This is a genomic window from Cellulomonas sp. URHE0023 (assembly GCF_000688475.1).
Classification (GTDB): Bacteria; Actinomycetota; Actinomycetes; order Actinomycetales; family Cellulomonadaceae; genus Cellulomonas.
The window spans coordinates 258,452-280,923 of record NZ_JIAN01000007.1 but is presented as its reverse complement, the minus strand read 5'-3'; the positions used below and the strand labels follow the sequence as shown (position 1 = coordinate 280,923).

The following is a 22,472-nucleotide window of genomic DNA, read 5'->3' as shown; positions in this document are numbered from 1 at the left end:
CGCGCGCGACGGGCGGGATCACTGCGTGACGTCGGCACCGAAGTACTTCGTCGAGATCTCCGCCAGCGTGCCGTCAGCCCTGAGCGCATCGAGGGCGTCGTCCACGGCCGCTGCCAGTGACGTGCTGCCCTTGGCGAACGGGAAGGCGCTCTGCGACGTGTCGTCGGTCTCCGCGACCACCTTCACGCCCGAGGCGTCCTCCGTCGTGGCGTAGTCGAGGTAGGTCAGCTTGTCGTTGATCGTCGCGTCCACGCGCTGCTGCTCGACCAGCGCGACGGCCTGCGCCCAGCCCTCCACCGCTTCGACGGTCGCACCGTGATCCTCCGCGAGGGTGTACCAGACGCTCGTCAGCGACTGCGCCGACGTCTTCCCGTCGAGGTCCTCGAACGAGGAGATGTCCGTGTTGTCGGCCCGCACGACCAGCACGCCGGTCGAGACCGTGTACGGCTGGGAGAACGTGTACTTGGCCTCGCGCTCCGGGGTCAGGGTCACCTGGTTCGCGATCATGTCGAAGCGGCCCGCGTCCAGCCCGGCGAAGATCGCGTCCCACTGCGTCTCCTGGAAGTCGACCTCGACGCCGAGCTTCTCGCCGACCGCCTGGGCGATCTCGACGTCGAAGCCCGTCAGATCGCCGGAGCCGCCGGCGTGGAACGAGAACGGGCGGTAGGTCCCTTCCGTCGCGACGACGAGGACCCCTGCCTCCTGGATGTCCGCCAGCGAGGTGTCCACGCCCGGGGACCCACCGGACGGCGTCCCGTCCGACCCTCCCGACGAGCAGGCGGCGAGGGCTGCGGCGAGGCCGACGAGCACGGCCGCACCGCGCAGTGCTCTGGCTGAGGTCATCGCGGATCCCTGGTCGACGCCGGCAAGTGTGACCAGCCAACTACAGCGCGGGGCGGACGGCGACCGCACCGCTGCCCACGCCAGCGCAGCGCGAGCCTCCACGGCTGCGAGACAGTGTCTCGCGGGCGCGCCATGGCCCGGTGTGACGGAGGCAGCACACCTCGCTGGTCAGTTCTCGGAGTCGACAGCCGATGGCTGGCTCGTGAACCCCCACCCCGGCGCGCCCGAGCCTCCGCCTGCCCGCACCCTGCGCCGCACCGTTCGTCTTCCCGTCGCGCTGCGGTCGCTGGCTCTGCCGAACTACCGACGGTGGGCGTTCGCGGACCTGGTCTCCAACGTCGGCTCGTGGATGTCGACCGCCGCACTGGGGTGGCTCGTCTTCGACATGACGGGGTCGGCCGCCGCGCTCGGCGCACTCATCGCGGTCAAGCAGGCGCCCACCCTCGTCCTCGGTCTGGTGGGTGGGGCGCTCGCGGACAGGCTCGACGCGCGCCGCGTCCTGCCGTTCACGCAAGGTGCCTATGCGGTGCTCGCCGGCGTGCTGGCGACGATGACTGCGGGCGGCCACGCCCGGCTGTGGCACCTGTATGTGTTCGCAGTCCTCACCGGCGTCCTCGGAGTGCTGGACGGACCCTGCTTCGGCAGGCTGCTGGCCCAGGTCCTCGGCCGGGACAACATGTCGAACGGGATCGCCCTCGGCTCTGTGACGCACTCCACCGGCTGGGTGCTGGGCCTGGGAGCGGGGTCGGTGGTGCTCGCAGGGCCGGGCCCGTGGGCGGTCTTCGCGATCGACGCGGTGTCGTTCACGGTCGTCGCACTCACGATCCTGCGGCTGCGGACAGACCTCCTCCACCCGATGGAGAGGGCCGAGCGGGGGTCGAGCCGCGTACGAGACGGCATCCGGCACGTGCTGGCGAGCAGGCAGCTCGTCGTCGTCCTTGCCACGGGCATGGTCACCGGTGCGGTGGGCCGTCACTTCCAGGTGACGATGGCAGCGATGGCCGAGCAGACCTTCCACGGTGGGCCCAGCCTGTACGGACGCCTGTTCACATGCTTCTCGATCGGTGCCCTCGTCGGTGCTGCCGTGGCGGCTCGGCTGCCTCGACTACGCATGCCGGTGCTGCTGGGCGCCGCGGCGACCGCTGCGCTGCTCCAGGGCGGCTCCGGCGCCGCCCCCACGACCTGGGTGTTCGCCGGAGCCATGCTCGGGGTGGCTGCCTGCTGCATCGTCTACGACACAGCGGTGTCGACGACCGTCCAGCTGTTGGCGCCGGGTCACGTGCGTGGCCGGGTCCTTGCTGTCCAGGGGCTCGTCGGCTCCGTCGCGTCGATGGTGGGCGCCCCGCTCGTCGGGTGGCTGACGGACACGCTCGGAGCGCGCGCCGCACTGGGAATCGGTGGCGCCGCGTCGCTTGCGGCCGTCGTCGTCGCCGCCTGCGTCCTCGCAGGAGGGCTCGGCGCGGCCGCACGGGCGGTGCGGGCGTCGACCGGGGTCCGTGCGCTCGTTCCGGCCTGACGTCTCCCACAGCTGGATATCGACCGGACGGACGCCACACGGCCGCCGAACGCGGATGCAGGCGGGCAACGTCACCGGAACGGAGCGTGCGAATGCTCAGGCCTCGGTGCACCCAGCCGATCAGGTGGGGGAAAGGCACCGGTCCGATCGCTGCCTCGAAGCGCAGGAGTCCACCATGTTTCGCCGCGGAGCCCCGATCACCACGCCAGCCCTGCCCGACGACGAGGGCGCAGCGAACATCGACGCGATCACCGCCGTGGTGAAGGCGCTGGACGCAGCCGGGACGAGCGCGGCGAAGGTGGCGAGCGTCCTCGACCTCGTCCGCTCGCGCTTCGGCTGGAGCTACGGCTCCTACTGGACGATCGGCGCGCCCGGCGTCCTGCAGTTCGCGCAGGACTCGGGCGACGTCAGCGCCGAGTTCCGACGCGTGACGGCCGAGGCGACGTTCGACGAGGGCGTCGGGCTCTCGGGCAGAGCGTGGAAGAGCCGCGACCTCGTGGTCGTCGATGACCTCGGTGCCGTCACGGACTGCGTGCGCGCACCTGTCGCGCGCAAGGTGGGTGTCCGCTCGGCCGTGTGCTTCCCGATCATCGTCAACGGGCGTGTCGTCGCGACGATGGACTTCATGTCGACCTCGCAGCGCGAGGTCTCGACGCTGCGACGCGCGACGTTGCGCAGCATCGGCGTGCTCGTCTCGCAGGCGCTGGCCCGGGGCGCGGTCGCCGAAGCGCAGGAGGCTGCGGCCCGTGACCTGGCTGCCGTGAACAAGGTGCTGCGTGCGATCACGACGGCCGCCACCTACGAGGCCGCGTACAGCGCCGCACTCGACACCGTCCGGGAGGGCTTCGGCTGGGAGTACGGCTCGTACTGGGCCGTCGACCCCGCCGACGACGCGCTGCACTTCGTCCAGGAGTCGGGCAGCGCCGGCGCCGAGTTCCGCCAGGTGACGCTCGCCGCGTCCTTCCGCGAAGGGGTCGGGCTGTCCGGACGCGCCTGGCGCTCCCGCGACCTGGTCTTCGTGCCGGACCTGGCCGAGATGACCGACTGCGTCCGGGCCCCCGCCGCCGGTCGAGCAGGGGTGCACTCCGGCGTGTGCCTGCCGATCATCGTGGACGGCGCCGTGATCGGCACCATGGACTTCTTCACGACGACGCGGCTCTCGCTCTCGGACGCGCGCGCCGACGCGCTGCGCAGCACGGCGTTCCTGCTCGCGCACGCACTGGCCCGCTTCGCGTCGGGGGAGCGCCTCACGAGCGCCGGGGGGCAGCTGGTCACCCTGATCGAGCAGGTCGAGGACAACGTCGTCGCCGCGACGGCGGTCGCCAACGAGGGCCGTGCGCTGACCGAGGACGCCAACACGAAGGTCGCGCTCCTCGGCGCCGCCAGCGCGGAGATCGGCGAGGTGGTCAAGGTCATCCGGAGCATCGCCGCGCAGACCAACCTGCTCGCGCTGAACGCGACGATCGAGGCTGCGCGCGCCGGCGAGGCGGGCAAGGGGTTCGCCGTCGTCGCCAACGAGGTCAAGGACCTGGCCAACGCCACCGCCGTCGCGACGAGTGACGTGGACGCACGCGTCGGGGCCATCCAGGGTCAGGTCGACGCGGTCGTGGGCTCGCTGGCCGAGATCGAGCACGTGGTGGCCCGCATCAACGAGACCCAGACCACGATCAGCGGGGTCCTCAACGAGCAGCTGGAGACCACGCGGCGGATCGTCGCCTGAGCAGGTGTCGCGGCCCTGGCCAGGCGCGAGGACGACCACGGCTGGAACGGGACCGATGGAGCGGACGACGGGAATCGAACCCGCGTAGCCAGTTTGGAAGACTGGGGCTCTACCATTGAGCTACGTCCGCACTGGTCTGGACTCTGCGTGAGCAGTCCGGACCGCGGCACCTAGGGTACCGGGTGTGTGAGGACGCAACGTGCACCCTCAGGCCTCCGGGCCTGGTCGGGTGCGCCGGGATGTGGCGCAGGTTGGTAGCGCGTCCGCTTTGGGAGCGGAAGGTCGTGGGTTCGAATCCCGCCATCCCGACCGAGAAACAGGGCTTCAGGCCCCGTCGCTCTGGTCTGTGCGAAGGTCGATGTACCGGGACGGCGTCTCGGACACGTCCCAGCCCGGACCGACGTCGTCGTCGGCGTCGACGGGGCCGATCCGCCGCGCGGGGATGAGCTGCGTCACATCGTCGGACGGCCTGGAGGACGGTGCAGGCGGCCACGTCGGCAGGTACGACGGCGGCGGCGCGACGGGTGGGCGAGCCGGCGATGCCGGACGGTGCTGGGGCTCGGCGTTCTGCGGCGCGAAGATCACCGCGCAGATCGCCCGGTAGGTGTCGTCGGGATGCCGGACGTACCGGATCGAGCGCATCGCCTGGTCCTGGCCGGCCGACTCCAGCACGAACTCGCCGTAGCCGAGGAGCAGGCCGAGCGGTGAGCGCTTGTAGTTCATGTCGGTGACCTTGCCCAGCGGCATCATCGCGACCTTGCGGGTCAGCAGCCCGAAGACCAGCAGCATCCGCCGGTCGGTCGTGACGAACCACTCCGCTCGCCAGCTCGCCAGGAGCCAGGCGGATCGGACCAGCACGGCGATCCAGATCCACCAGAGCAGCTCGGCGCCGTCCCCGAACGCCTGCGCCGCAGGGCCGACGAGCCACCCGATGGCGACGAACACGGCCACGGCCGTCAGGACGGGTTCGATGACCTTGGCCCAGTGCAGCCGCACGGCCAGCACCACGTGCTCCTCGGGGACCAGGTAGCGCTCGAACGTCGGGTGCGACACGGTCTGGCTCGGGCCGGCCACGGGTCAGACGCCCGTCATGAGGTGAGGTTCTGGAAGAACATCGCGAAGCTCGCGAACGCGTCCGTGACCACGTCCCACAGTGCTCGGACGACGTCGGCGGAACGGTCAGGGCTCGTGACGACGGCGTACACGAGGAAGACCGCCGTCGCCCAGATCAGCGCGGTCCGGAGCTTCGGCGGCATAGAGACGTCCTTCGGTGTGGTCATCCGGGCAGCGGCGTCCCGGCGTTCCGGCACGTCAAGGGCGTCGGAAGCGTACTAATCGGACCAATCGCCGTGGGTGAAGCGCGTGGGCGTGGCGCGACCGGGTGCGCGGAAATGTGGTGCCTGCGTATCACCAGGTGCGACAGGCTCCCCTCACGTGGGTACGTTGCTGACCCCCACGGGAGACCCGACGATGAGCAGGATCCTGATCGCGCTCACCCCTGTCGCGGGCCGCGTGCGGCCCGCGCTCCCGCTGACCCGCGCGCTCGTCGAGGGTGGGCACGAGGTCGTCGTCTATACGGGCCGTGCGTTCGCAGGGTCCATCTCGGAGCTCGGTGCCCAGGCGGCGCCGATGGTGGACGGTCGCGACGTCGAGGGCACCGGGGCGCGGACGGCTGACCGCAGCGCGCCGAGGCGGGGCATCCGGCGGCTCCGGTGGGAGGTCCTGAACCTGGTGGTGGACCAGGTACCCGGGTACCTGAAGGACATCGAGGGGATCATCGCGGCCGAGCCGCCAGACGTCATCGTGATGGACGACGCGTTCATCGCCGGCGCGATCGCCGCCCGGGTGCACGACACCCCGTCCGTGCTCTTCACGGTGAGCCCGTTCGCGCGCTCCCACCGGGACCTGGTCCCGTTCGGGCAGGGCCCGCACCCGACGGCGGGTCGCGTCCGGCGTGCGCTGCGCCTCGCGCTCGCGGCCCTCGTGCGGAACGTGATCCTTCGCAAGGCGCAGCACGCGGCGCAGGGCCAGGTGCGGGACGCGGGTCTGGAGGTTCCTGCAGGGCTCTTCCTCGACTGGGCCCAGACGTTCGCGACCAAGGTGCTGCACGCCTCGGTGCCGTCCTTCGAGCATCCGCGAGGCGACCTCCCCGAGAACGCGGAGCTGGTGGGTCCGCTTCTGCCCGCGGAGGTCCGCCACGTCGACGCGCCTGCGTGGTGGGGCGACGTCGTCGCGGCCCGTCGTCTCGCCCGGCCGGTGGTCCTGGTCACCCAGGGCGCCGTTGCGACGGACGCCCAGAGACTCGTCTGGCCGGCGGCCGAAGGCCTGCAGTTCGAGGACGTCCTCGTCGTCGCGACCGCGCCCCCGTCGGCGGCGATGCCCGACAACATGCGTGCGGAGCGGTTCATGCCGTTCGACCGGCTGCTGCCGATGGTCGACGTCCTGGTCACCGACGGCGCGTTCGGAGGTGTCCAGCAGGCGCTCGCCGCAGGGGTGCCGGTGGTCGTCGCCGGGCGGACGGAGGACAGGGCCGAGGTGGGTGCACGCGTCGAGAGGTCCGGCGTCGGCGTGGTCCTCAAGGCGCGCCACGGCAGCGACGCGACGTCGCCCGGCGCAGTTCGCGCGGGCGTGCTCACGGTTCTCGGCGACCCCTCGTACCGCCGCCGGGCCGCCGAGCTGGCGGACGAGTACGCACGTCACGACGGCCTCGCGCGGACTACCGCCGTGGTCGAGGAGCTGGCTTTGGGCCACCCCGTGCCGTGACGTAAGATTGAGGGTCGCCAGCGCGCGCCCTCGGTAGGGCCTGCGCGCGGCCTGCATCAACGCAGAACCACGGAGATCGCCGGAGTCACCGGCGCCGGACCCGATCAGTTGGAGACCATCGAAGTGAAGAGCGCCGTCGAGACCCTGGACCCGACCAAGGTCAAGTTGACCGTCGAGGTGACGTACGACGAGCTCAAGCCGAGCATCGCGCACGCCTACGAGCACATCGCGCAGGACGTCGTGGTCCCGGGTTTCCGCAAGGGCAAGGTTCCGCCGCGCATCATCGACCAGCGCATCGGCCGTCCCGCGGTCCTCGAGCACGCGATCAACGAGGGCCTCTCCGGCTTCTACGCCGAGGCTGTCCGCGAGAACAAGCTGCGCCCGCTGGGTCAGCCCGAGGTCGAGGTCACCCAGGTCCCCGGCCTGCCCGCCGGCGAGGAGGGCGAGCTGCACTTCACCGCCGAGGTCGAGGTCCGCCCCGAGATCACGGTCCCCGCGTTCGACGGCATCGCGATCACGGTCGACGACGTCGAGGTCTCCGACGAGGACGTCACGGGTCGCCTGGACGCTCTGCGCGAGCGCTTCGGCACGCTCGTGGGCATCGACCGTCCGGCCGCCGCGACCGACTTCGTCGTCCTGGACCTGGTCGCCAAGATCGGCGACGAGGAGGTCGACCAGGTCAGCGGCGTCAGCTACGAGATCGGCTCGGGCAACATGCTCGAGGGTCTCGACGAGGCGCTCACCGGCCTGTCCGCCGGCGAGACCACGACGTTCGAGACGAGCCTCGCGGGTGGCGAGCACGAGGGCGAGACCGCCCTGGTGACCGTCACGGCGACCACCGTCAAGGAGCGCCAGCTGCCCGAGGCCGACGATGACTTCGCGCAGCTCGCGAGCGAGTTCGACACGCTCGAGGAGCTGACGGCGGACCTGCGCGAGCAGGCGTCGAAGACGAAGGTGTCCAACCAGGCCGTCCAGGCTCGTGACCTGCTGCTCGAGCAGCTGCTCGCGGGTACCGAGATCCCGGTCCCGCAGGGCGTCGTCGAGGCCGAGGTGCACCGTCACCTCGAGGGTGAGGGGCGCCTCGAGGACGACGAGCACCGCACCGAGGTCGGCGAGCAGGCGACGACCGCGCTGCGCAACCAGATCCTCCTGGACACCCTCGCGGAGAACCTCGAGATCAAGGTCAGCCAGCCCGAGCTGCTGGACTACCTCGTGAGCGCGTCGCGTCAGTACGGCATGGACCCGAACACGTTCATCCAGACCATCGACCAGCAGGGCCAGATCGGCACCATGGTCGCGGAGGTCGCGCGCTCGAAGGCCCTCGCGGTCGCCCTGCGTCGTGTCGAGGTCAAGGACTCCGCGGGTAACGCGGTGGACCTGAGCGACTTCATCGGCACCGACGAGGAAGACGCAGCCGAGGAGCTCGCCCAGCAGACCGCCGTCCTCGCGGACGTCGAGTCCGAGGCCGAGCCGGACGCCGCCAGCGACATCTCCGCGTTCACCGAGGACGCCAAGGCCTGATCAGCACGCCTGCCCGAGGGCCCCGCACCGAGCTCGTCGGTGCGGGGCCCTCGCGCGTGCGGGCCGCCCGGAGCGGGCCATGAGCCGGTTCCCCTGCGCTGGGACGAGCGCGCGCGTTCGGGCGCCTGGCTCTGCCGTCAGCGAAAACGTCCGCGGCGGGGACATGGAGGGGTCTCGCTGCGCGTTAGGGTCACTGCATCGCACAGGTGGGACGGGTCCCTTTCCCGGACCGCCGGCGAGGCAGGACAGATGTCACCGTCAGACGAGGGAGCCTTCGTGAACGAGTACGTGCCGACGCTGGCCCGGGCTGAGTCCCCGGCATTCGGCCTCAATGACTCCATCTACAACCGGCTCCTGCGTGAGCGCATCATCTGGCTGGGCTCGGAGGTCCGGGACGACAACGCCAACGCCATCTGCGCGCAGATGCTGCTGCTGGCGGCCGAGGACCCCGACAAGGACATCTGGCTGTACATCAACTCGCCCGGAGGCTCGATCACGGCGGGCATGGCGATCTACGACACGATGCAGTTCATCCAGCCTGACGTCGCGACCATCGCGATGGGCATGGCGGCCTCGATGGGCCAGTTCCTGCTCTCGTCCGGTGCGCAGGGCAAGCGCTACGCCACGCCGCACGCCCGCGTGATGATGCACCAGCCCTCCGGCGGTATCGGCGGCACGGCCACCGACGTCCGCATCAACGCCCAGCTGATCCTGCACATGAAGACGGTGCTGGCCGAGCTGACCGCCGCGCAGACCGGCAAGAGCGTCGAGCAGATCAACAGCGACGCCGACCGCGACCGCTGGTTCACCGCGCCCGAGGCGCTCGAGTACGGCTTCATCGACCACGTGGTCGAGCAGGCGAACTCGGTCGCGGGTGGCGGCGGCACCAACTGAGCCGGTCCTCCAGAGCCGCTGCCATCACCATCTTGAGGAGAATCTCGTGAGCATGGAATCCCAGTTCATGGCCCGCGCGGGCATGCTTGCCGGTCCCGGCGGGCTCGCGCCGTCGTCGCCCGCAGCGCGGTACGTGCTTCCTCAGTTCGAGGAGCGCACCGCCTACGGGTTCAAGCGTCAGGACCCGTACACCAAGCTGTTCGAGGACCGCATCATCTTCCTCGGCGTGCAGGTGGACGACGCGTCGGCCGACGACGTCATGGCCCAGCTCCTGGTCCTGGAGAGCACCGACCCGGACCGCGACATCATCCTGTACATCAACTCCCCGGGCGGCTCGTTCACCGCGCTCACGGCGATCTACGACACGATGCAGTACATCAAGCCGCACATCCAGACGGTCTGCCTGGGCCAGGCCGCCTCGGCGGCTGCCGTGCTGCTCGCGGCCGGCTCGCCCGGCAAGCGTCTCGCCCTGCCGAACGCGCGCGTGCTGATCCACCAGCCAGCGATGGAGGGCGGCGGGTACGCGCAGGCGTCGGACATCGAGATCCACGCCAACGAGCTGATCCGCATGCGCGAGTGGCTCGAGCTCACGATCGCCCACCACACCGGGCGTGACATCGAGCTCGTGCGCAAGGACATCGAGCGCGACAAGATCCTCACGGCGCAGCAGGCGCAGGAGTACGGGATCGTCGACCAGGTACTCGAGAGCCGAAAAGGTGTCATCGCGACGACAGTTCAGCCGAAGTAGTAGGTAGGACCACTGTCCGGGACCGGGCCGCACCCGTGCGGCCCGGTCCGCGGACCATCCGGGGGAGTTTCCCAACCCGGAGCATCACGCCCCGTGTGTTCGGCTGACATCGCGGCCGGTGTGGTGTGCAATGGGGGAACGCGGCCCCACGGGGTCGCGCAGCAATGACGCATCGCCCGCCGGGCGGCTGCGAAACGAGGAAGGGGATCGACGTGGCTCGCATCGGAGACGGGGCCGATCTCCTGAAGTGCTCGTTCTGCGGCAAGTCCCAGAAGCAGGTCAAGAAGCTGATCGCGGGCCCTGGGGTCTACATCTGCGACGAGTGCATCGAGCTGTGCAACGAGATCATCGAGGAAGAGCTGGCGGAGGCCACCGAGGTCGGGCTGGTCGAGCTGCCCAAGCCCAAGGAGATCTTCGAGTTCCTCGAGCAGTACATCATCGGCCAGGAGTCGGCCAAGCGAGCGCTGTCGGTGGCGGTGTACAACCACTACAAGCGCGTCCAGGCCGGCGAGGCCGGTCGGTCGGCCGACGACCAGATCGAGATCGCGAAGTCGAACATCCTGCTCGTGGGCCCCACGGGCACCGGCAAGACGTACCTCGCGCAGACGCTGGCCCGCATGCTCAACGTCCCGTTCGCCATCGCGGACGCCACGGCACTGACGGAGGCCGGCTACGTCGGCGAGGACGTCGAGAACATCCTGCTCAAGCTCATCCAGGCCGCCGACTACGACGTCAAGAAGGCCGAGTCGGGCATCATCTACATCGACGAGATCGACAAGATCGCCCGCAAGAGCGAGAACCCGTCGATCACGCGCGACGTCTCCGGTGAGGGCGTCCAGCAGGCGCTGCTGAAGATCATCGAGGGCACCACGGCCTCGGTCCCGCCGCAGGGCGGCCGCAAGCACCCGCACCAGGAGTTCATCCAGATCGACACCACGAACGTGCTGTTCATCGTGGCGGGGGCCTTCTCGGGTCTCGACGACATCATCGCGGCACGCGCCCGCAAGCGGGTCGTCGGCTTCGGTGCACCCCTGCTGGAGTCCGTCGACGAGGGTGACCTGTTCTCCGAGGTCCGCCCCGAGGACCTGCAGAAGTACGGCCTGATCCCCGAGTTCATCGGTCGCCTGCCGGTGGTCGCCGCGGTTGCGCGACTCGACCAGGAGGCGCTCGTCCGGATCCTGACCGAGCCGAAGAACGCCCTGGTCAAGCAGTACCAGCGGATGTTCCAGATCGACGGTGTCGAGCTCGAGTTCGACGACGGCGCCGTGGCTGCGATCGCCGACCAGGCACTCCTGCGCGGTACGGGCGCGCGTGGTCTGCGAGCGATCATGGAAGAGGTCCTCCAGCAGGTCATGTTCGAGGTCCCCAGCCGTGACGACGTCGCACGCGTGGAGATCACGCGCGACGTCGTGCTGGACAACGTGAACCCGACGCTGGTGCCCCGCGAGACCCCGCGCGAGAAGCGGCCGCCGCGCGAGAAGAGCGCCTGAGCGTCCCCCACGGGGACCTAGGATCGCGTTCGTGAGCGACCTTCCTGTCCCCATCCCTGCGGACCTGGCGCGGCTGCGCGGCAGCATCGACAACATCGACGCTGCGCTCGTCTACCTGCTCGCCGAGCGTTTCAAGGCGACCCAGCAGGTCGGCGTGCTCAAGGCCACCAGCGGTATGCCTCCGTCCGACCCGGGCCGTGAGGAGCAGCAGGTCGCCCGGCTCCGGCACCTGGCGCACGAGGCCGACCTCGACCCGATCTTCGCCGAGAAGTTCCTCGCGTTCATCGTCGAGGAGGTCATCCGGCACCACGAGGAGATCGCGCAGGACCACGCGACCCGATCCTGAGGCCGTTCCGGTGCACCTGTTCCTCGTTCGGAGTAGCGCTGGACCCGTAGGTGGCGGAAGGTAGGCAAGGTCAGCTCCGGCGGTACGTACGGGGGGAACCGAAACGCTCGCCGGGGAGCGTCGATCCCGGAGGATCTGCCCATGAACCTGCACTGGCTCAAACCGCTGCTCGGACGCCCGTCACCGTTCACGACCGTGTACCTGGACGTGACCCGCGCCGACGCGGCCGGGGAGGCCGAGGCGGCCGACCGGTGGAAGGCCGTCCGGCGTCAGCTGGAGCGCGACGGAGCACCCGCACCCGTGCTCGACGAGATCGGTGACCTGGTCGCCACCCCGACGGGCGTGCGGGGTCCTCACGGCCGCGTGATCGTCTCGGATGCCGACTCGGTGGTCGTCGACCGGGTGCTGGCTGAGCCGCCCGCCCAAGCACACGCCGTGTTCGGCCCGGTCCCTGCCCTCCTCCCTGTGATCCGTGCGGCCGACCAGACCGTCAGCTACCTGCTGGTTGCGGTGGACCGCAATGGTGCGGACCTCACGTGGGCCACGGGCGGGAGCGTGCGCACGGCTGGGGGTCCTGAGGTCGAGACCGTCGAGGGCGGACACGACGACGTGCACAAGACCCGCGAAGGAGGCCTCGACCGGCGCAGCCAGACGCGTGCCGAGGACTCGTGGCAGCGCAACGCCGAGGCGGTGGCGCACCTGCTCGACAAGCGGGTGTCCGAGCGCAGCCCCGACGTGGTGCTGCTCACCGGGGACGTCCGGGCGGTCGCGCTCGTGCGCGAGGCCGTGGCACAGCACGTGACCGAGTCGCTCGTGGACGTACCCGGCGGAGCGCGCGGCGAGGGTGCCAACCACGACGTGTTCGACGGGCGCGTCGCCGAGGTCCTGACGGCATTCCGTCATCGCCGTCGCGATGCCGTCCTCGACCGGTTCCGGCAGGCCCAAGGCCGTGGTGGCGGTGCGGTGACCGCGTTGGACGACGTCATCGAGGTGCTGCGCCGCGGTCAGGTCTCCGAGCTCGTGCTGCACGTCGACTCGCTCTCGCAGGGGCTCTCGGAGCGACAGCTGTGGGTGGGCGACGAGCCTCTGCAGCTGGCGTCGTCGCAGGGGGACCTGGCAGCCATCGGTGTGGCGGACGGCGCACGACAGCTTCCCGCCGACGTCGCGCTCGTGCGAGCGGCGATCGGCCAGGACGCGGGCCTGACGTTCGCCGAGAACGGGTCGGTGGACCTGGTCGACGGCATCGGCGCGGTCCTGCGCTGGTCTGACGGCTCCACGCCGAGCGAGTCCGTGCCGACCCAGTCGGCCGACCAGGGCCGGCTCCGTTCGGTCCTCTAGCCCGGCATCACCTCCGCACAGATGGCCCACCGGCGGCCATCTGTGCGGAGGTGCCGGTCAGGCGACGGGCTGCGGAGGGACCAGCTCGGCGTTCGACGCGACGACGGCGTCGGCATCGCCGTCGACGACGTCGAGGCTGCCCGTGACGCGGCCCGCGGACCGGACGTCGTCGAGGGCGGCCGTGACGCCTGCCAGCATCGCTGCGGGCACGGCGAGCGTGACGGCGGCGACCTCGGTGCGCATCGAGACCTTGGCCTCGGACTTGACCTTGCGCAGCGCCGCCAGGGCGGAGCCGGCCGCAGCGACGACGCTCGCGTCCGCGGAGCCAGAAGCCGAGCGCAGGGGAGTGGCGTCGGGCCACGGGGCGCGGTGCACCGAACCCTCGCGCCACCACGACCACACCTCTTCGGTCGCGAACGGGAGCACAGGCGCGAACAGCCGGAGCATGGTGTCGAGCGCGATCGCCAGGGCGGTCCGGGCTGACTGCGCGCCCTCGCCCTCCGAGTACGCACGGTCCTTGACCAGCTCGAGATAGTCGTCGCAGAACGTCCAGAAGAAGGTCTCGGAGAGCTCGAGGGCCCGCGTGTGGTCGTAGGAGACCAGGGCGGCGGTGGCCTTCTCGACGACGTCGGCGAGCCCGGCGAGCATCGCGCGGTCGATCTCGACCGTCACGTCGGCAGGATCCAGCGACAACGGCTCGTCGGACCCGCCGAACGACAGGGCGAACTTCGAGGCGTTGAGCACCTTGATCGCCAGGCGACGGCCGATCTTCATCTGCCCGACCTCGAACGCGGCGTCCGTACCGAGGCGAGCAGATGCCGCCCAGTACCTGACCGCGTCGGAACCGTGCTCCTCGAGCAGCCCGAGCGGGGTGACGACGTTCCCGACCGACTTCGACATCTTCTTGCGGTCGGGGTCGAGGATCCAGCCGCTGATCGCAGCCGACGACCAGGGCAGCGAACCGTGCTCGAGGTGGCTGCGGACGACCGTCGAGAACAGCCACGTGCGGATGATGTCCTGGCCCTGGGGGCGCAGGTCCATCGGGAACACGCGCGCGAAGAGGTCGGGGTCCGTGCGCCAGCCACCGACGATCTGCGGGGTCAGGCTGCTGGTCGCCCAGGTGTCCATGATGTCGGGGTCACCGACGAACCCACCGGGAACGCCGCGCTGGTCGGCCGAGTATCCCGCGGGCACGTCGGACGACGGGTCGATCGGCAGCTGGTCCTCGGTCGGCAGCAGCGGGGTGTCGTAGACGGGCTCGCCGTCGGCGTCGAGGGCGTACCAGACCGGGAACGGGACGCCGAAGAACCGCTGTCGCGAGACCAGCCAGTCGCCGTTCAGCCCGCCGACCCAGTTCTCGTAGCGCACGCGCATGAACTCGGGGTTGAACCCGAGCTCGGCACCACGGGCGAGCAGCGCGTCGCGCAGGGACTCGTCGCGACCGCCGTTGCGGATGTACCACTGCCGGCTCGTGACGATCTCGAGAGGCTTGTCGCCCTTCTCGTAGAAGTTCGCCTTGCGCTCCGTCTTCACCGGCTCGCCGTCCAGGTCACCGGACGTGCGCAGGCCGGACACGACGGCCTCTCGCGCGGAGAACGTCGTCTTGCCGGCGAGCTCCTCGTAGGTGGCGCGGCCCGCGTCGGACGTGATCCAGTCCGGGGTGTCCCGAAGGATGCGGCCGTCGCGGCCCATGATCGAGCGCGTGGGCAGCTGCAGCTCGCGCCACCACTGGACGTCGGTGAGGTCACCGAACGTGCAGCACATCGCGATGCCGGCGCCCTTGTCCGGCTCGGCGCCGGGGTGCGCGAGCACGGGCAGCTCGACGTCGAACAAGGGGGAGCGCACCGTCGTGCCGAAGAGGTGCTGGTACCGCTCGTCGTCGGGGTGGGCGATGAGGGCGACGCACGCCGGGAGCAGCTCCGGACGCGTGGTCTCGATGTAGACGGGGCCGTCAGCGGCTCCGCTCGACGGATGGAACGCGACCCGGTGGAACGCGCCGGGGTAGTCGCGCGCCTCGAGCTCGGCCTGGGCGACCGCCGTCTGGAACGTGACGTCCCACAGGCCCGGCGCTTCCGCCTGGTAGGCCTCGCCCCGCGCCAGGTTGCGCAGGAACGCCTGCTGGGCCACCGCGCGGGACTCCGCCGAGACGGTCTGGTAGGTCATGCCCCAGTCGACCGACAGGCCGAGGCGACGCCAGACGGCCTCGAACTTGCGCTCGTCGTCGACCGTGAGCCTCTCGCACAGCTCGACGAAGTTGCGGCGGCTCACCGGGACCTGCTGGGAGCCCTTGGGCACGTCACCGTCGAACGGCGGCTCGAACGTCGGGTCGTACTGCAGCGACGGGTCGCAGCGCACGCCGTAGTAGTTCTGCACGCGGCGCTCGGTGGGCAGGCCGTTGTCGTCCCAGCCCATCGGGTAGAACACCTCGCGGCCCCGCATGCGCTGGAACCGGGCGACGACGTCGGTGTGCGTGTAGGAGAACACGTGGCCGATGTGCAGCGAGCCGGAGACGGTCGGCGGCGGGGTGTCGATCGAGAACACCTGCTCGCGCGTGGCCGTGCGGTCGAACGTGTGCAGACCCTGCTCTGTCCACACGCCGTCCCACCGCTCCTCGACCCCGTCGAGCGAGACCTTGTCCGGGACGTGTCGCGGGGCCGTGATGCGCAGGGGGGACTCAGGGCTCATGGGGCCATATCTTCCCAGATCCCGGGCCACGGCGGTTCCGCGTCCATCGGGGTGCGTGAACGCTCGGTGACCAGTGGATGAACGACGACGCCGATGTCGCAGGTGGATGGCATTATCGCGCTTCGCCGGGTCGTGGGGTCCATGATCGGGGGACATGCACGCGCGAGGAAGACACGGGGTGGCGATGACGACCGAGGGGTTCCTCCGGTCCGGGCTGGCCGCCGACCCCCGCACCCTGCTCGACGTGCTGCGTGCCACGGTCGACGCGCACGCCGACAGCCCCGCGCTCGACGACGGCAGCGTGAGCCTCACCTACCGTGAGCTCTGGGACGCCGTGCAGGTGGCCGCACACGGGCTGGCGGCGGTCGGCATCGGGCCAGGGGACCGCGTGGGAGTGCGCGTCCCGTCGGGCACGGCCGAGCTCTACACGGCGATCCTGGGCATCCTCGCGGCCGGCGCCGCATACGTCCCGGTGGACGTGGACGACCCGGACGAGCGCGCTCGGGCGGTCTTCGGCGAGGCGGGCGTCGCGCGGGTGCTGACCGAGGGCGACCTGGCGGTGCTCACCAGGCGGTCCGCGGCTCCCCGGCCCCCGAGCACCACCGACGACGCGTGGATCATCTTCACGTCCGGCTCCACGGGCGCACCCAAGGGCGTCGCGGTCACGCACCGGTCGGCCGCGGCGTTCGTCGACGCCGAGGCGCGCCTGTTCCTGCAGCACGCCCCGCTCGGTCCCGGTGACCGGGTGCTGGCCGGCCTGTCGGTGGCCTTCGACGCGAGCTGCGAGGAGATGTGGCTCGCCTGGGCTCACGGCGCGTGCCTGGTCCCCGCACCGCGCGCCCTCGTCCGCACCGGCATGGACCTCGGCCCGTGGCTCGTCGCGCAGCGGATCACGGTGATCTCCACGGTCCCGACCCTGGCGGGCCTGTGGAGACCCGAGGTGCTGGCAGGGGTCCGGCTGCTCATCTTCGGCGGCGAGGCGTGCCCTCCGGAGCTGGCGGCCCGGCTCGTCGGTGAGGGGCGCGAGGTCTGGAACACGTACGGCCCGACCGAGGCCACGGTCGTCGCGTGCGGCGCGCTGCTCACCGGTGACGGACCTGTCCGGATCGGGCACGCGCTCGACGGGTGGGATCTGGCGGTCGTCGGACCGGACGGCATGCACGTCGCCGAGGGCGAGGTCGGCGAGCTGATCATCGGCGGCGTCGGACTGGCCCGGTACCTCGACGAGGCGAAGGACGCCGAGAAGTACGCGGGTGTGGAGACGCTCGGCTGGGAGCGCGCGTACCGCAGCGGCGACCTGGTCCGGTTCGAGGCCGAAGGGTTGCTGTTCCAGGGGCGCGCCGACGACCAGGTCAAGGTGGGTGGGCGACGCATCGAGCTCGGTGAGGTGGATGCCGCGCTGCTGGCACTGCCCGGGGTCGCGAGCGCGGCGGCCGCGGTACGTCGGACGCCGGCCGGCACGGCCGTCCTCGTCGGCTACCTCGTCGCGGAGCAGGGCGTCGACATCGACCTGCCCGCGTGCCGCGATGCCCTGCGCGGCACCCTGCCCGCGGCGCTCGTGCCGCTGCTCGCACCCGTGGAGCAGATCCCGACGCGGGGGTCCGGCAAGGTCGACCGCGACGCCCTGCCCTGGCCGCTCGCGGACGCCGACGCGGACGCGCCGCCCGCGGTGGGCCTCTCGGAGACCGCCCAGTGGGTCGCTCAGCGTTGGACGGCAGCGCTCGGGGTCGCCGTCTCGGGTCCGCGGGACGACTTCTTCGACTCGGGCGGCGGCAGCCTCGTCGCCGCACAGCTCGTCTCGGCACTGCGGGAGAGGTTCCCGACGGTCACCGTCGCGGACGTCTACGAGAACCCGCGCATCGGCGACCTCGCCCGGACCCTGGACGAGTTCGAGCCGGTGAGCGCGGTGGACCGGCGCATCGTGCGCCCGACCCCGCTGCGGACCCAGGTCCTCCAGACCCTGCTCGCCTTCCCGCTGTCGCTGCTGGTCGGTCTGCGCTGGCTGACGTGGCTGCTGGCAGCGGACGCGGTCCTGCGTGCGACGACGGGCGCCACCTGGGTTCCCGTCGTGGCCGGAGTCTGGTGGTGGGTCGCGCTGGGCTGGCTCGTCCTCATCAGCCCGCTCGGTCGGATGGGCACCACGGTCCTTCTCGCCCGCGCTCTGCTCCGTGACCTCCGCCCGGGCTGGTACGCCCGTGGAGGCTCGGTCCACCTGCGGATCTGGTTCACCGAGTCGTGGGCAGCCGCCGCCGGTTCCGAGAACCTCTCCTGCGCCCCGTGGACCGCGGCGTACGCGCGTGCCCTGGGCGCGACGGTCGGCAAGGACGTCGACCTGCACACGCCCCCACCGGTCACGGGCATGCTGCGGCTCGGCAACGGCTGCTCGGTCGAGCCCGAGGTGGACCTGCGCGGGCACTGGCTCGACGGCGACATCCTCAAGGTCGGCCGGATCCGGATCGACAAGCGCGCGACCGTCGGCACCCGGTCCACCCTCGGACCGGGGACCCGGATCGGCCAGGGTGCCGAGATCGCACCAGGCTCGGCAGTGCTGCAGTCCGTACCGCCTGGCGAGCTGTGGACGGGTTCGCCGGCCGTGTTCGACGGGCCGGCGCCGGGGCAGTGGCCCGCCGAGCGTGCCCCCCGCGGGCGTCGGTGGGTCGCGGTCTACGGGGTCACGGCCTCGGTGCTCGCCGCGCTTCCGGTGGTCGCCGCGCTGTGCGGGCTGCTGGTCGTCGGGTACTCGGTCAGGGACTCGCAGAGCTGGCGCGAGGCGGTCGGCGACGCCCTGCGGGCCGTGCCTCTGGGTGCTCTGACCATGGGACTCGTCCTCCTGGTGGTCACGCTCGTCTCCGTGCGCCTGCTCGGTATCGGGCTCCGCGAGGGGTACCACGCGGTGCGCAGCCGGCACGGGTGGCAGGTCTGGGCCACGCAACGCCTCATGGACGACGCGCGCACGACCCTCTTCCCGCTGTACTCGAGCACTGCGACGCCGCTCTGGCTCCGCGCGCTCGGTGCCGACATCGGCAAGGACGTCGAGGCGTCGACTGCGCTCATGATCCCGTCCCTGACCAGCGTCGGCGACGGGGCGTTCCTTGCCGACGACACCCTGATCGGGTCCTACGAGCTGGGCCGCGGCTGGTTGCGTGTCGAGCGGAGCAAGGTGGGCAAGCGTGCGTTCCTGGGCAACTCGGGGATGATCGCCCCCGGGCGTGCCGTTCCCAAGCGAGGGCTGGTCGCCGTCCTGTCGGCGACGCCGGAGCGAGCGCGCGCCGGCACGTCGTGGCTCGGCTCACCGCCCGTCAGGCTGCGGCGTGTCGCGGGAGAAGGCGATGACTCGCGCACGTTCGAACCGCCGACGCACCTGCGCGTGGCGCGGGCGGTCGTCGAGCTCTGCCGGATCGTGCCCGTCATCTGCACGTTCGGGCTCGGGGTGCTCGTCCTGCTGCTCCTGCAGGCGGCGGTCGGGTCGTGGGGACTCGCGGGCGCTGCGGCGGTCTCGTGGCTGGTCGTGCTCGGTGCCGCGGCCGTCGCGTGCGCGCTGGCCACCGCGGCCAAGTGGCTCCTCGTCGGGAGGCTCCGTGCCGGAGACCACCCGCTGTGGAGCTCGTTCATCTGGCGCAACGAGCTCGCGGACACGTTCCTCGAGTCGGTCGCCGTTCCATGGCTGGGGCCGGCCACGGTCGGCTCGCCCGCGCTCACCGTCTGGATGCGGACCCTGGGAGCCCGGATCGGCCGCGGCGTCTGGTGCGAGACGTACTGGCTGCCCGAGGCCGACCTGGTCACGCTCGGGGACGCGTCCACGGTCAATCGCGGCTGCGTCCTGCAGACCCACCTGTTCCATGATCGGGTGATGAGCATGGACACCGTGGTGCTCGGGCACGGGGCGAGTCTCGGACCGCACGGCGTGGTGCTGCCGGCGGCCTCCATCGACGACGGCGCGAGCGTCGGACCTGCGTCGCTGGTGCTTCGCGGGGACGCGATCCCGGCCGGCTCGCTCTGGACCGGCAACCCCGTCGCACCGGTGCCCGCGTGACGGCACCCGCCGCAGACCCGTACCTGCCCGGGCGCCCCGACGGCGACCTCGACGTCGACCGCTACGAGCTCGAGCTCGACTACCGGGTGGCGACCAACCGGCTCGAGGGTCGCGCCCAGGTCTACGCCACCGCCGTCCGCGCGACGGTCCGCGTGTCGCTCGAGCTGCAGCACCGGCTGCGGGTGACCCAGGTCCTCGTCGACGGGTCGCGCCCCGACCGCTGGACGCACCGCGGCGGTCTGCTCGTGCTGAAGCTCAAGCACGAGATGGCAGCCGGGACTCAGCTCGTCATCGACGTGCGGTACTCCGGACAGCCGGCACCCGTTCGCGGGCCGTGGGGCGAGGTCGGCTGGGAGGAGCTCACCGACGGGGTGATCGTCGCGGGTCAGCCGGACGGCGCGCCGAGCTGGTTCCCCTGCCACGACAGCCCCGCGGACAAGGCGGCCTACCGGTTCACGGTGACGGTCGAGGCCGGGTACGAGGTCGTCGCGAACGGGCGGCTGGTGTCGCGCTCGCCCCGTGCGGGGCGCGTGCGGTGGGAGTACGAGCAGACCGAGCCGATGGCGCCGTACCTGGCGACCCTTCAGATCGGGCGTTACCTGCGGGTCCCGACCGGTCCGCGCGAGGAGGTCCTCGTGCCGGCCCGGCTTCGGGAGGCCGCCGAGCACGACCTCGGACGGCAGACCGAGATGATCGCGCTCTTCGAGGAGCTCTTCGGGCCGTACCCGTTCGCCGCGTACACCGTGGTGGTCACGGACGACGACCTGGAGATCCCGCTCGAGGCCCAGGGCCTGTCGGTCTTCGGTGCCAACCACATGGACGGCCGGCGAGGGTCGGAGCGGCTCGTGGCGCACGAGCTCGCGCACCAGTGGTTCGGCAACAGCCTGACCGTGGGTCTCTGGCGGGACATCTGGCTGCACGAGGGCTTCGCGTGCTACGCCGAGTGGCTCTGGTCCGAGGCCTCGGGCGGTCGGACTGCCCAGGAGCAGGCTCGCGCGGCGCACACTCGGCTCGCCGGGCTTCCTCAGGACCTCGTCATCGGGGACCCCGGGCCGGACGCGATGTTCGACGACCGGTTGTACAAGCGTGGCGCCCTGGCGCTGCATGCGTTGCGGACCTCGCTCGGGGACGAGACGTTCTTCCGGCTCGTGCGCACCTGGACGGCGCGGTACCGGCACGGCACCGTGAGCACCAAGGAGTTCGTCGTCTGCGCGGAGCTCGAGTCCGATCGGCCCGTGGCGGCGCTGCTGGACCCGTGGCTGCTCCAGAAGGACTTGCCGCCCTGGGGCGCAGGCTAGAGATCCTCCAGTGGAACGTCCTGGCTCGACAGCCGCGCCGGGTCCACTCGGCGGCCGATGAGCTCGCGCAGCCGGTCGTTGACGTCCCAGATGTTGACGTTCATCGCCGCGCGTACCCGCTCGTCGCGCAGCCAGAAGGCGAGGAACTCCCCGCTCGCGGGGTCGCCACGCAGGACGACCGGGTCGTCCGAGTCGGCGTACCCGACGTACTCCATGCCGAGGTCGTACTGGTCGGTGTAGAAGTACGGCTGCCAGTCGTACTCGTCGCCGCGGCCCAGGATCGACCGTGCTGCAAGGGCGCCCTGCCGGATCGCGTTGTCCCAGTGCTCGACGCGCAGGCTGTGGCCCAGGGACGTGTTGTGGGCGTTCGCGACGTCGCCCGCCGCGAGAACGGCTGGGTCGGCGGTACGCAGGTGCGCGTCCACCAGGACCCCCCGGGAGTCCGCCGCGAGACCCGCAGCAGCTGCGAGCTCGACGTTGGGTGCTGCACCGACACCGACGAGCACGATGTCGGCAGGAACGACCTCCCCGCCGACCCGGACGCCGGTGACGCGCCCGGCCGAACCTTCGAAGCCGTCGACTCCGACACCGGTGCGCAGATCGACGCCGTGGGCTCGATGCAGCTCGGCGAAGACTGCCGCCACCTCCGGTCCGAGCACCCGGAGCAAGGGCTGCGCGGCGAACTCGAGCACGGTGACGGTCAGTCCGGCGAGCCGCGCTGCGGCGGCGACCTCGAGGCCGATCCATCCGCCGCCGGCCACGACCAGACGTTGGGGCCGGGCGAGCTCGTCGCGCAGGTCGTCGCTGTCCGACAGGCGGCGGAGCGTGTGGACCCCGCGCAGCGAGGAGCCGGGGACGTCGAGGACCCGGGGGCTCGACCCGGTGGTGAGCACCAGGTGGTCGTACCCGAGCGTGGTGCCGTCCGACAGGGCGACGGTGCGCGCGGAGCGGTCGATCCGGGTGGCGGTGGTGCCGAACCGGGTGGTGACGTCGTGGGTGACGTACCAGTCGGGCGCGTGCACGAACACCGACTCGCGCGAGGCGCTGCCCTGGAGGTACCCCTTGGACAGCGGAGGCCGCTCGTAGGGGCGGTCGACCTCGTCACCCACGAGGGTGATCGGTGCGGTGTCTCCCTCCTCGCGCAGAGTGGCGACGACGTGCGCCGCGGCGAGCCCGGCTCCGATGACGACGGTTCCAGCCATGACGACCTCCGGGTCGCTGTTTTCTATCGTAGATCTCCTTGCACTTTAGAAACCGGCCTCGGTACCGTCAAGGGT

The 22,472-nt window shown here is 71.2% G+C and carries 16 protein-coding genes and 2 tRNA genes; 12 read left to right on the top strand and 6 right to left on the bottom strand.

What is annotated here, in order from left to right; genetic code table 11:
* Positions 1–18: 18 nt before the first annotated feature.
* Positions 19–843, bottom strand: a complete 825-nt coding sequence (locus tag N553_RS0114345) for a transporter substrate-binding domain-containing protein (RefSeq protein ID WP_028047108.1) — start codon at positions 841–843, stop codon at positions 19–21.
* Positions 844–1,045: 202 nt separating this feature from the next.
* Here N553_RS0114345 and N553_RS22830 point away from each other — a divergent pair, with 202 nt between their 5' ends.
* Positions 1,046–2,359, top strand: a complete 1,314-nt coding sequence (locus N553_RS22830) for an MFS transporter (protein WP_156043850.1) — start codon at positions 1,046–1,048, stop codon at positions 2,357–2,359.
* Positions 2,360–2,534: 175 nt separating this feature from the next.
* Positions 2,535–4,079, top strand: a complete 1,545-nt coding sequence (locus tag N553_RS25685; RefSeq protein WP_028047107.1) for a GAF domain-containing protein — start codon at positions 2,535–2,537, stop codon at positions 4,077–4,079.
* Between the two features lie 56 nt (positions 4,080–4,135).
* On the opposite strand, the gene N553_RS0114330 is transcribed toward N553_RS25685, so the two are convergent.
* Positions 4,136–4,209 (bottom strand) — tRNA-Gly (locus N553_RS0114330).
* A gap of 105 nt (positions 4,210–4,314) precedes the next feature.
* On the opposite strand from N553_RS0114330, the gene N553_RS0114325 reads away from it, so the two are divergent.
* Positions 4,315–4,388, top strand: a tRNA-Pro gene (locus N553_RS0114325).
* A 15-nt stretch (positions 4,389–4,403) separates the two neighbouring features.
* Here the strand turns inward: N553_RS0114325 and N553_RS24375 are convergent.
* On the bottom strand, positions 4,404–5,153 hold the full coding sequence (locus tag N553_RS24375) for a PH domain-containing protein (protein ID WP_051640187.1): 750 nt from the start codon (positions 5,151–5,153) through the stop codon (positions 4,404–4,406).
* Positions 5,154–5,167: 14 nt separating this feature from the next.
* Entirely contained in the window at positions 5,168–5,359 is a 192-nt protein-coding gene (locus N553_RS25120) for a hypothetical protein (protein WP_156043849.1), read from the bottom strand.
* Positions 5,360–5,549: 190 nt separating this feature from the next.
* Here N553_RS25120 and N553_RS0114310 point away from each other — a divergent pair, with 190 nt between their 5' ends.
* The 7 genes from N553_RS0114310 to N553_RS0114280 all read left to right on the top strand — a co-directional run bounded on the left by N553_RS0114310 (position 5,550) and on the right by N553_RS0114280 (position 13,179).
* The gene (locus N553_RS0114310; protein WP_028047106.1) at positions 5,550–6,842 is read left to right on the top strand and encodes a glycosyltransferase; all 1,293 of its coding nucleotides are present in this window, start codon (positions 5,550–5,552) and stop codon (positions 6,840–6,842) included.
* A 123-nt stretch (positions 6,843–6,965) separates the two neighbouring features.
* On the top strand, positions 6,966–8,363 hold the full coding sequence (tig, locus tag N553_RS0114305) for a trigger factor (RefSeq protein WP_034622681.1): 1,398 nt from the start codon (positions 6,966–6,968) through the stop codon (positions 8,361–8,363).
* Between the two features lie 276 nt (positions 8,364–8,639).
* Positions 8,640–9,257, top strand: coding sequence for an ATP-dependent Clp protease proteolytic subunit (locus N553_RS0114300; protein ID WP_028047104.1), 618 nt, complete (start codon positions 8,640–8,642; stop codon positions 9,255–9,257).
* A gap of 46 nt (positions 9,258–9,303) precedes the next feature.
* The gene (locus N553_RS0114295; protein ID WP_028047103.1) at positions 9,304–10,005 is read left to right on the top strand and encodes an ATP-dependent Clp protease proteolytic subunit; all 702 of its coding nucleotides are present in this window, start codon (positions 9,304–9,306) and stop codon (positions 10,003–10,005) included.
* A gap of 212 nt (positions 10,006–10,217) precedes the next feature.
* Positions 10,218–11,495 carry an ATP-dependent Clp protease ATP-binding subunit ClpX gene (clpX, locus tag N553_RS0114290; protein WP_028047102.1) on the top strand — a complete coding sequence of 426 codons (1,278 nt, stop codon included), beginning with the start codon at positions 10,218–10,220 and terminating at the stop codon, positions 11,493–11,495.
* 31 nt (positions 11,496–11,526) lie between these two features.
* Complete coding sequence (locus N553_RS0114285) at positions 11,527–11,841, top strand: chorismate mutase (RefSeq protein ID WP_028047101.1); 315 nt, start codon at positions 11,527–11,529, stop codon at positions 11,839–11,841.
* Between the two features lie 141 nt (positions 11,842–11,982).
* Positions 11,983–13,179, top strand: coding sequence for a hypothetical protein (locus tag N553_RS0114280; protein WP_028047100.1), 1,197 nt, complete (start codon positions 11,983–11,985; stop codon positions 13,177–13,179).
* A gap of 57 nt (positions 13,180–13,236) precedes the next feature.
* On the opposite strand, the gene valS is transcribed toward N553_RS0114280, so the two are convergent.
* Positions 13,237–15,864: a valine--tRNA ligase gene (gene valS, locus N553_RS0114275; protein ID WP_028047099.1), complete on the bottom strand. Its 2,628-nt coding sequence runs from the start codon at positions 15,862–15,864 to the stop codon at positions 13,237–13,239.
* A 184-nt stretch (positions 15,865–16,048) separates the two neighbouring features.
* On the opposite strand from valS, the gene N553_RS0114270 reads away from it, so the two are divergent.
* Together N553_RS0114270 and N553_RS0114265 are read left to right on the top strand one after the other, a co-directional pair.
* A complete protein-coding gene (locus N553_RS0114270; RefSeq protein ID WP_081844654.1) occupies positions 16,049–19,897 on the top strand; it encodes a Pls/PosA family non-ribosomal peptide synthetase in 3,849 nt (1,282 codons plus the stop codon).
* Complete coding sequence (locus N553_RS0114265) at positions 19,894–21,195, top strand: M1 family metallopeptidase (protein ID WP_028047097.1); 1,302 nt, start codon at positions 19,894–19,896, stop codon at positions 21,193–21,195. The genes N553_RS0114270 and N553_RS0114265 overlap by 4 nt, the downstream gene beginning before the upstream one ends.
* On the opposite strand, the gene N553_RS0114260 is transcribed toward N553_RS0114265, so the two are convergent.
* Positions 21,192–22,397: an NAD(P)/FAD-dependent oxidoreductase gene (locus N553_RS0114260; protein WP_028047096.1), complete on the bottom strand. Its 1,206-nt coding sequence runs from the start codon at positions 22,395–22,397 to the stop codon at positions 21,192–21,194. The genes N553_RS0114265 and N553_RS0114260 overlap by 4 nt on opposite strands.
* Between the last annotated feature and the right edge of the window lie 75 nt (positions 22,398–22,472).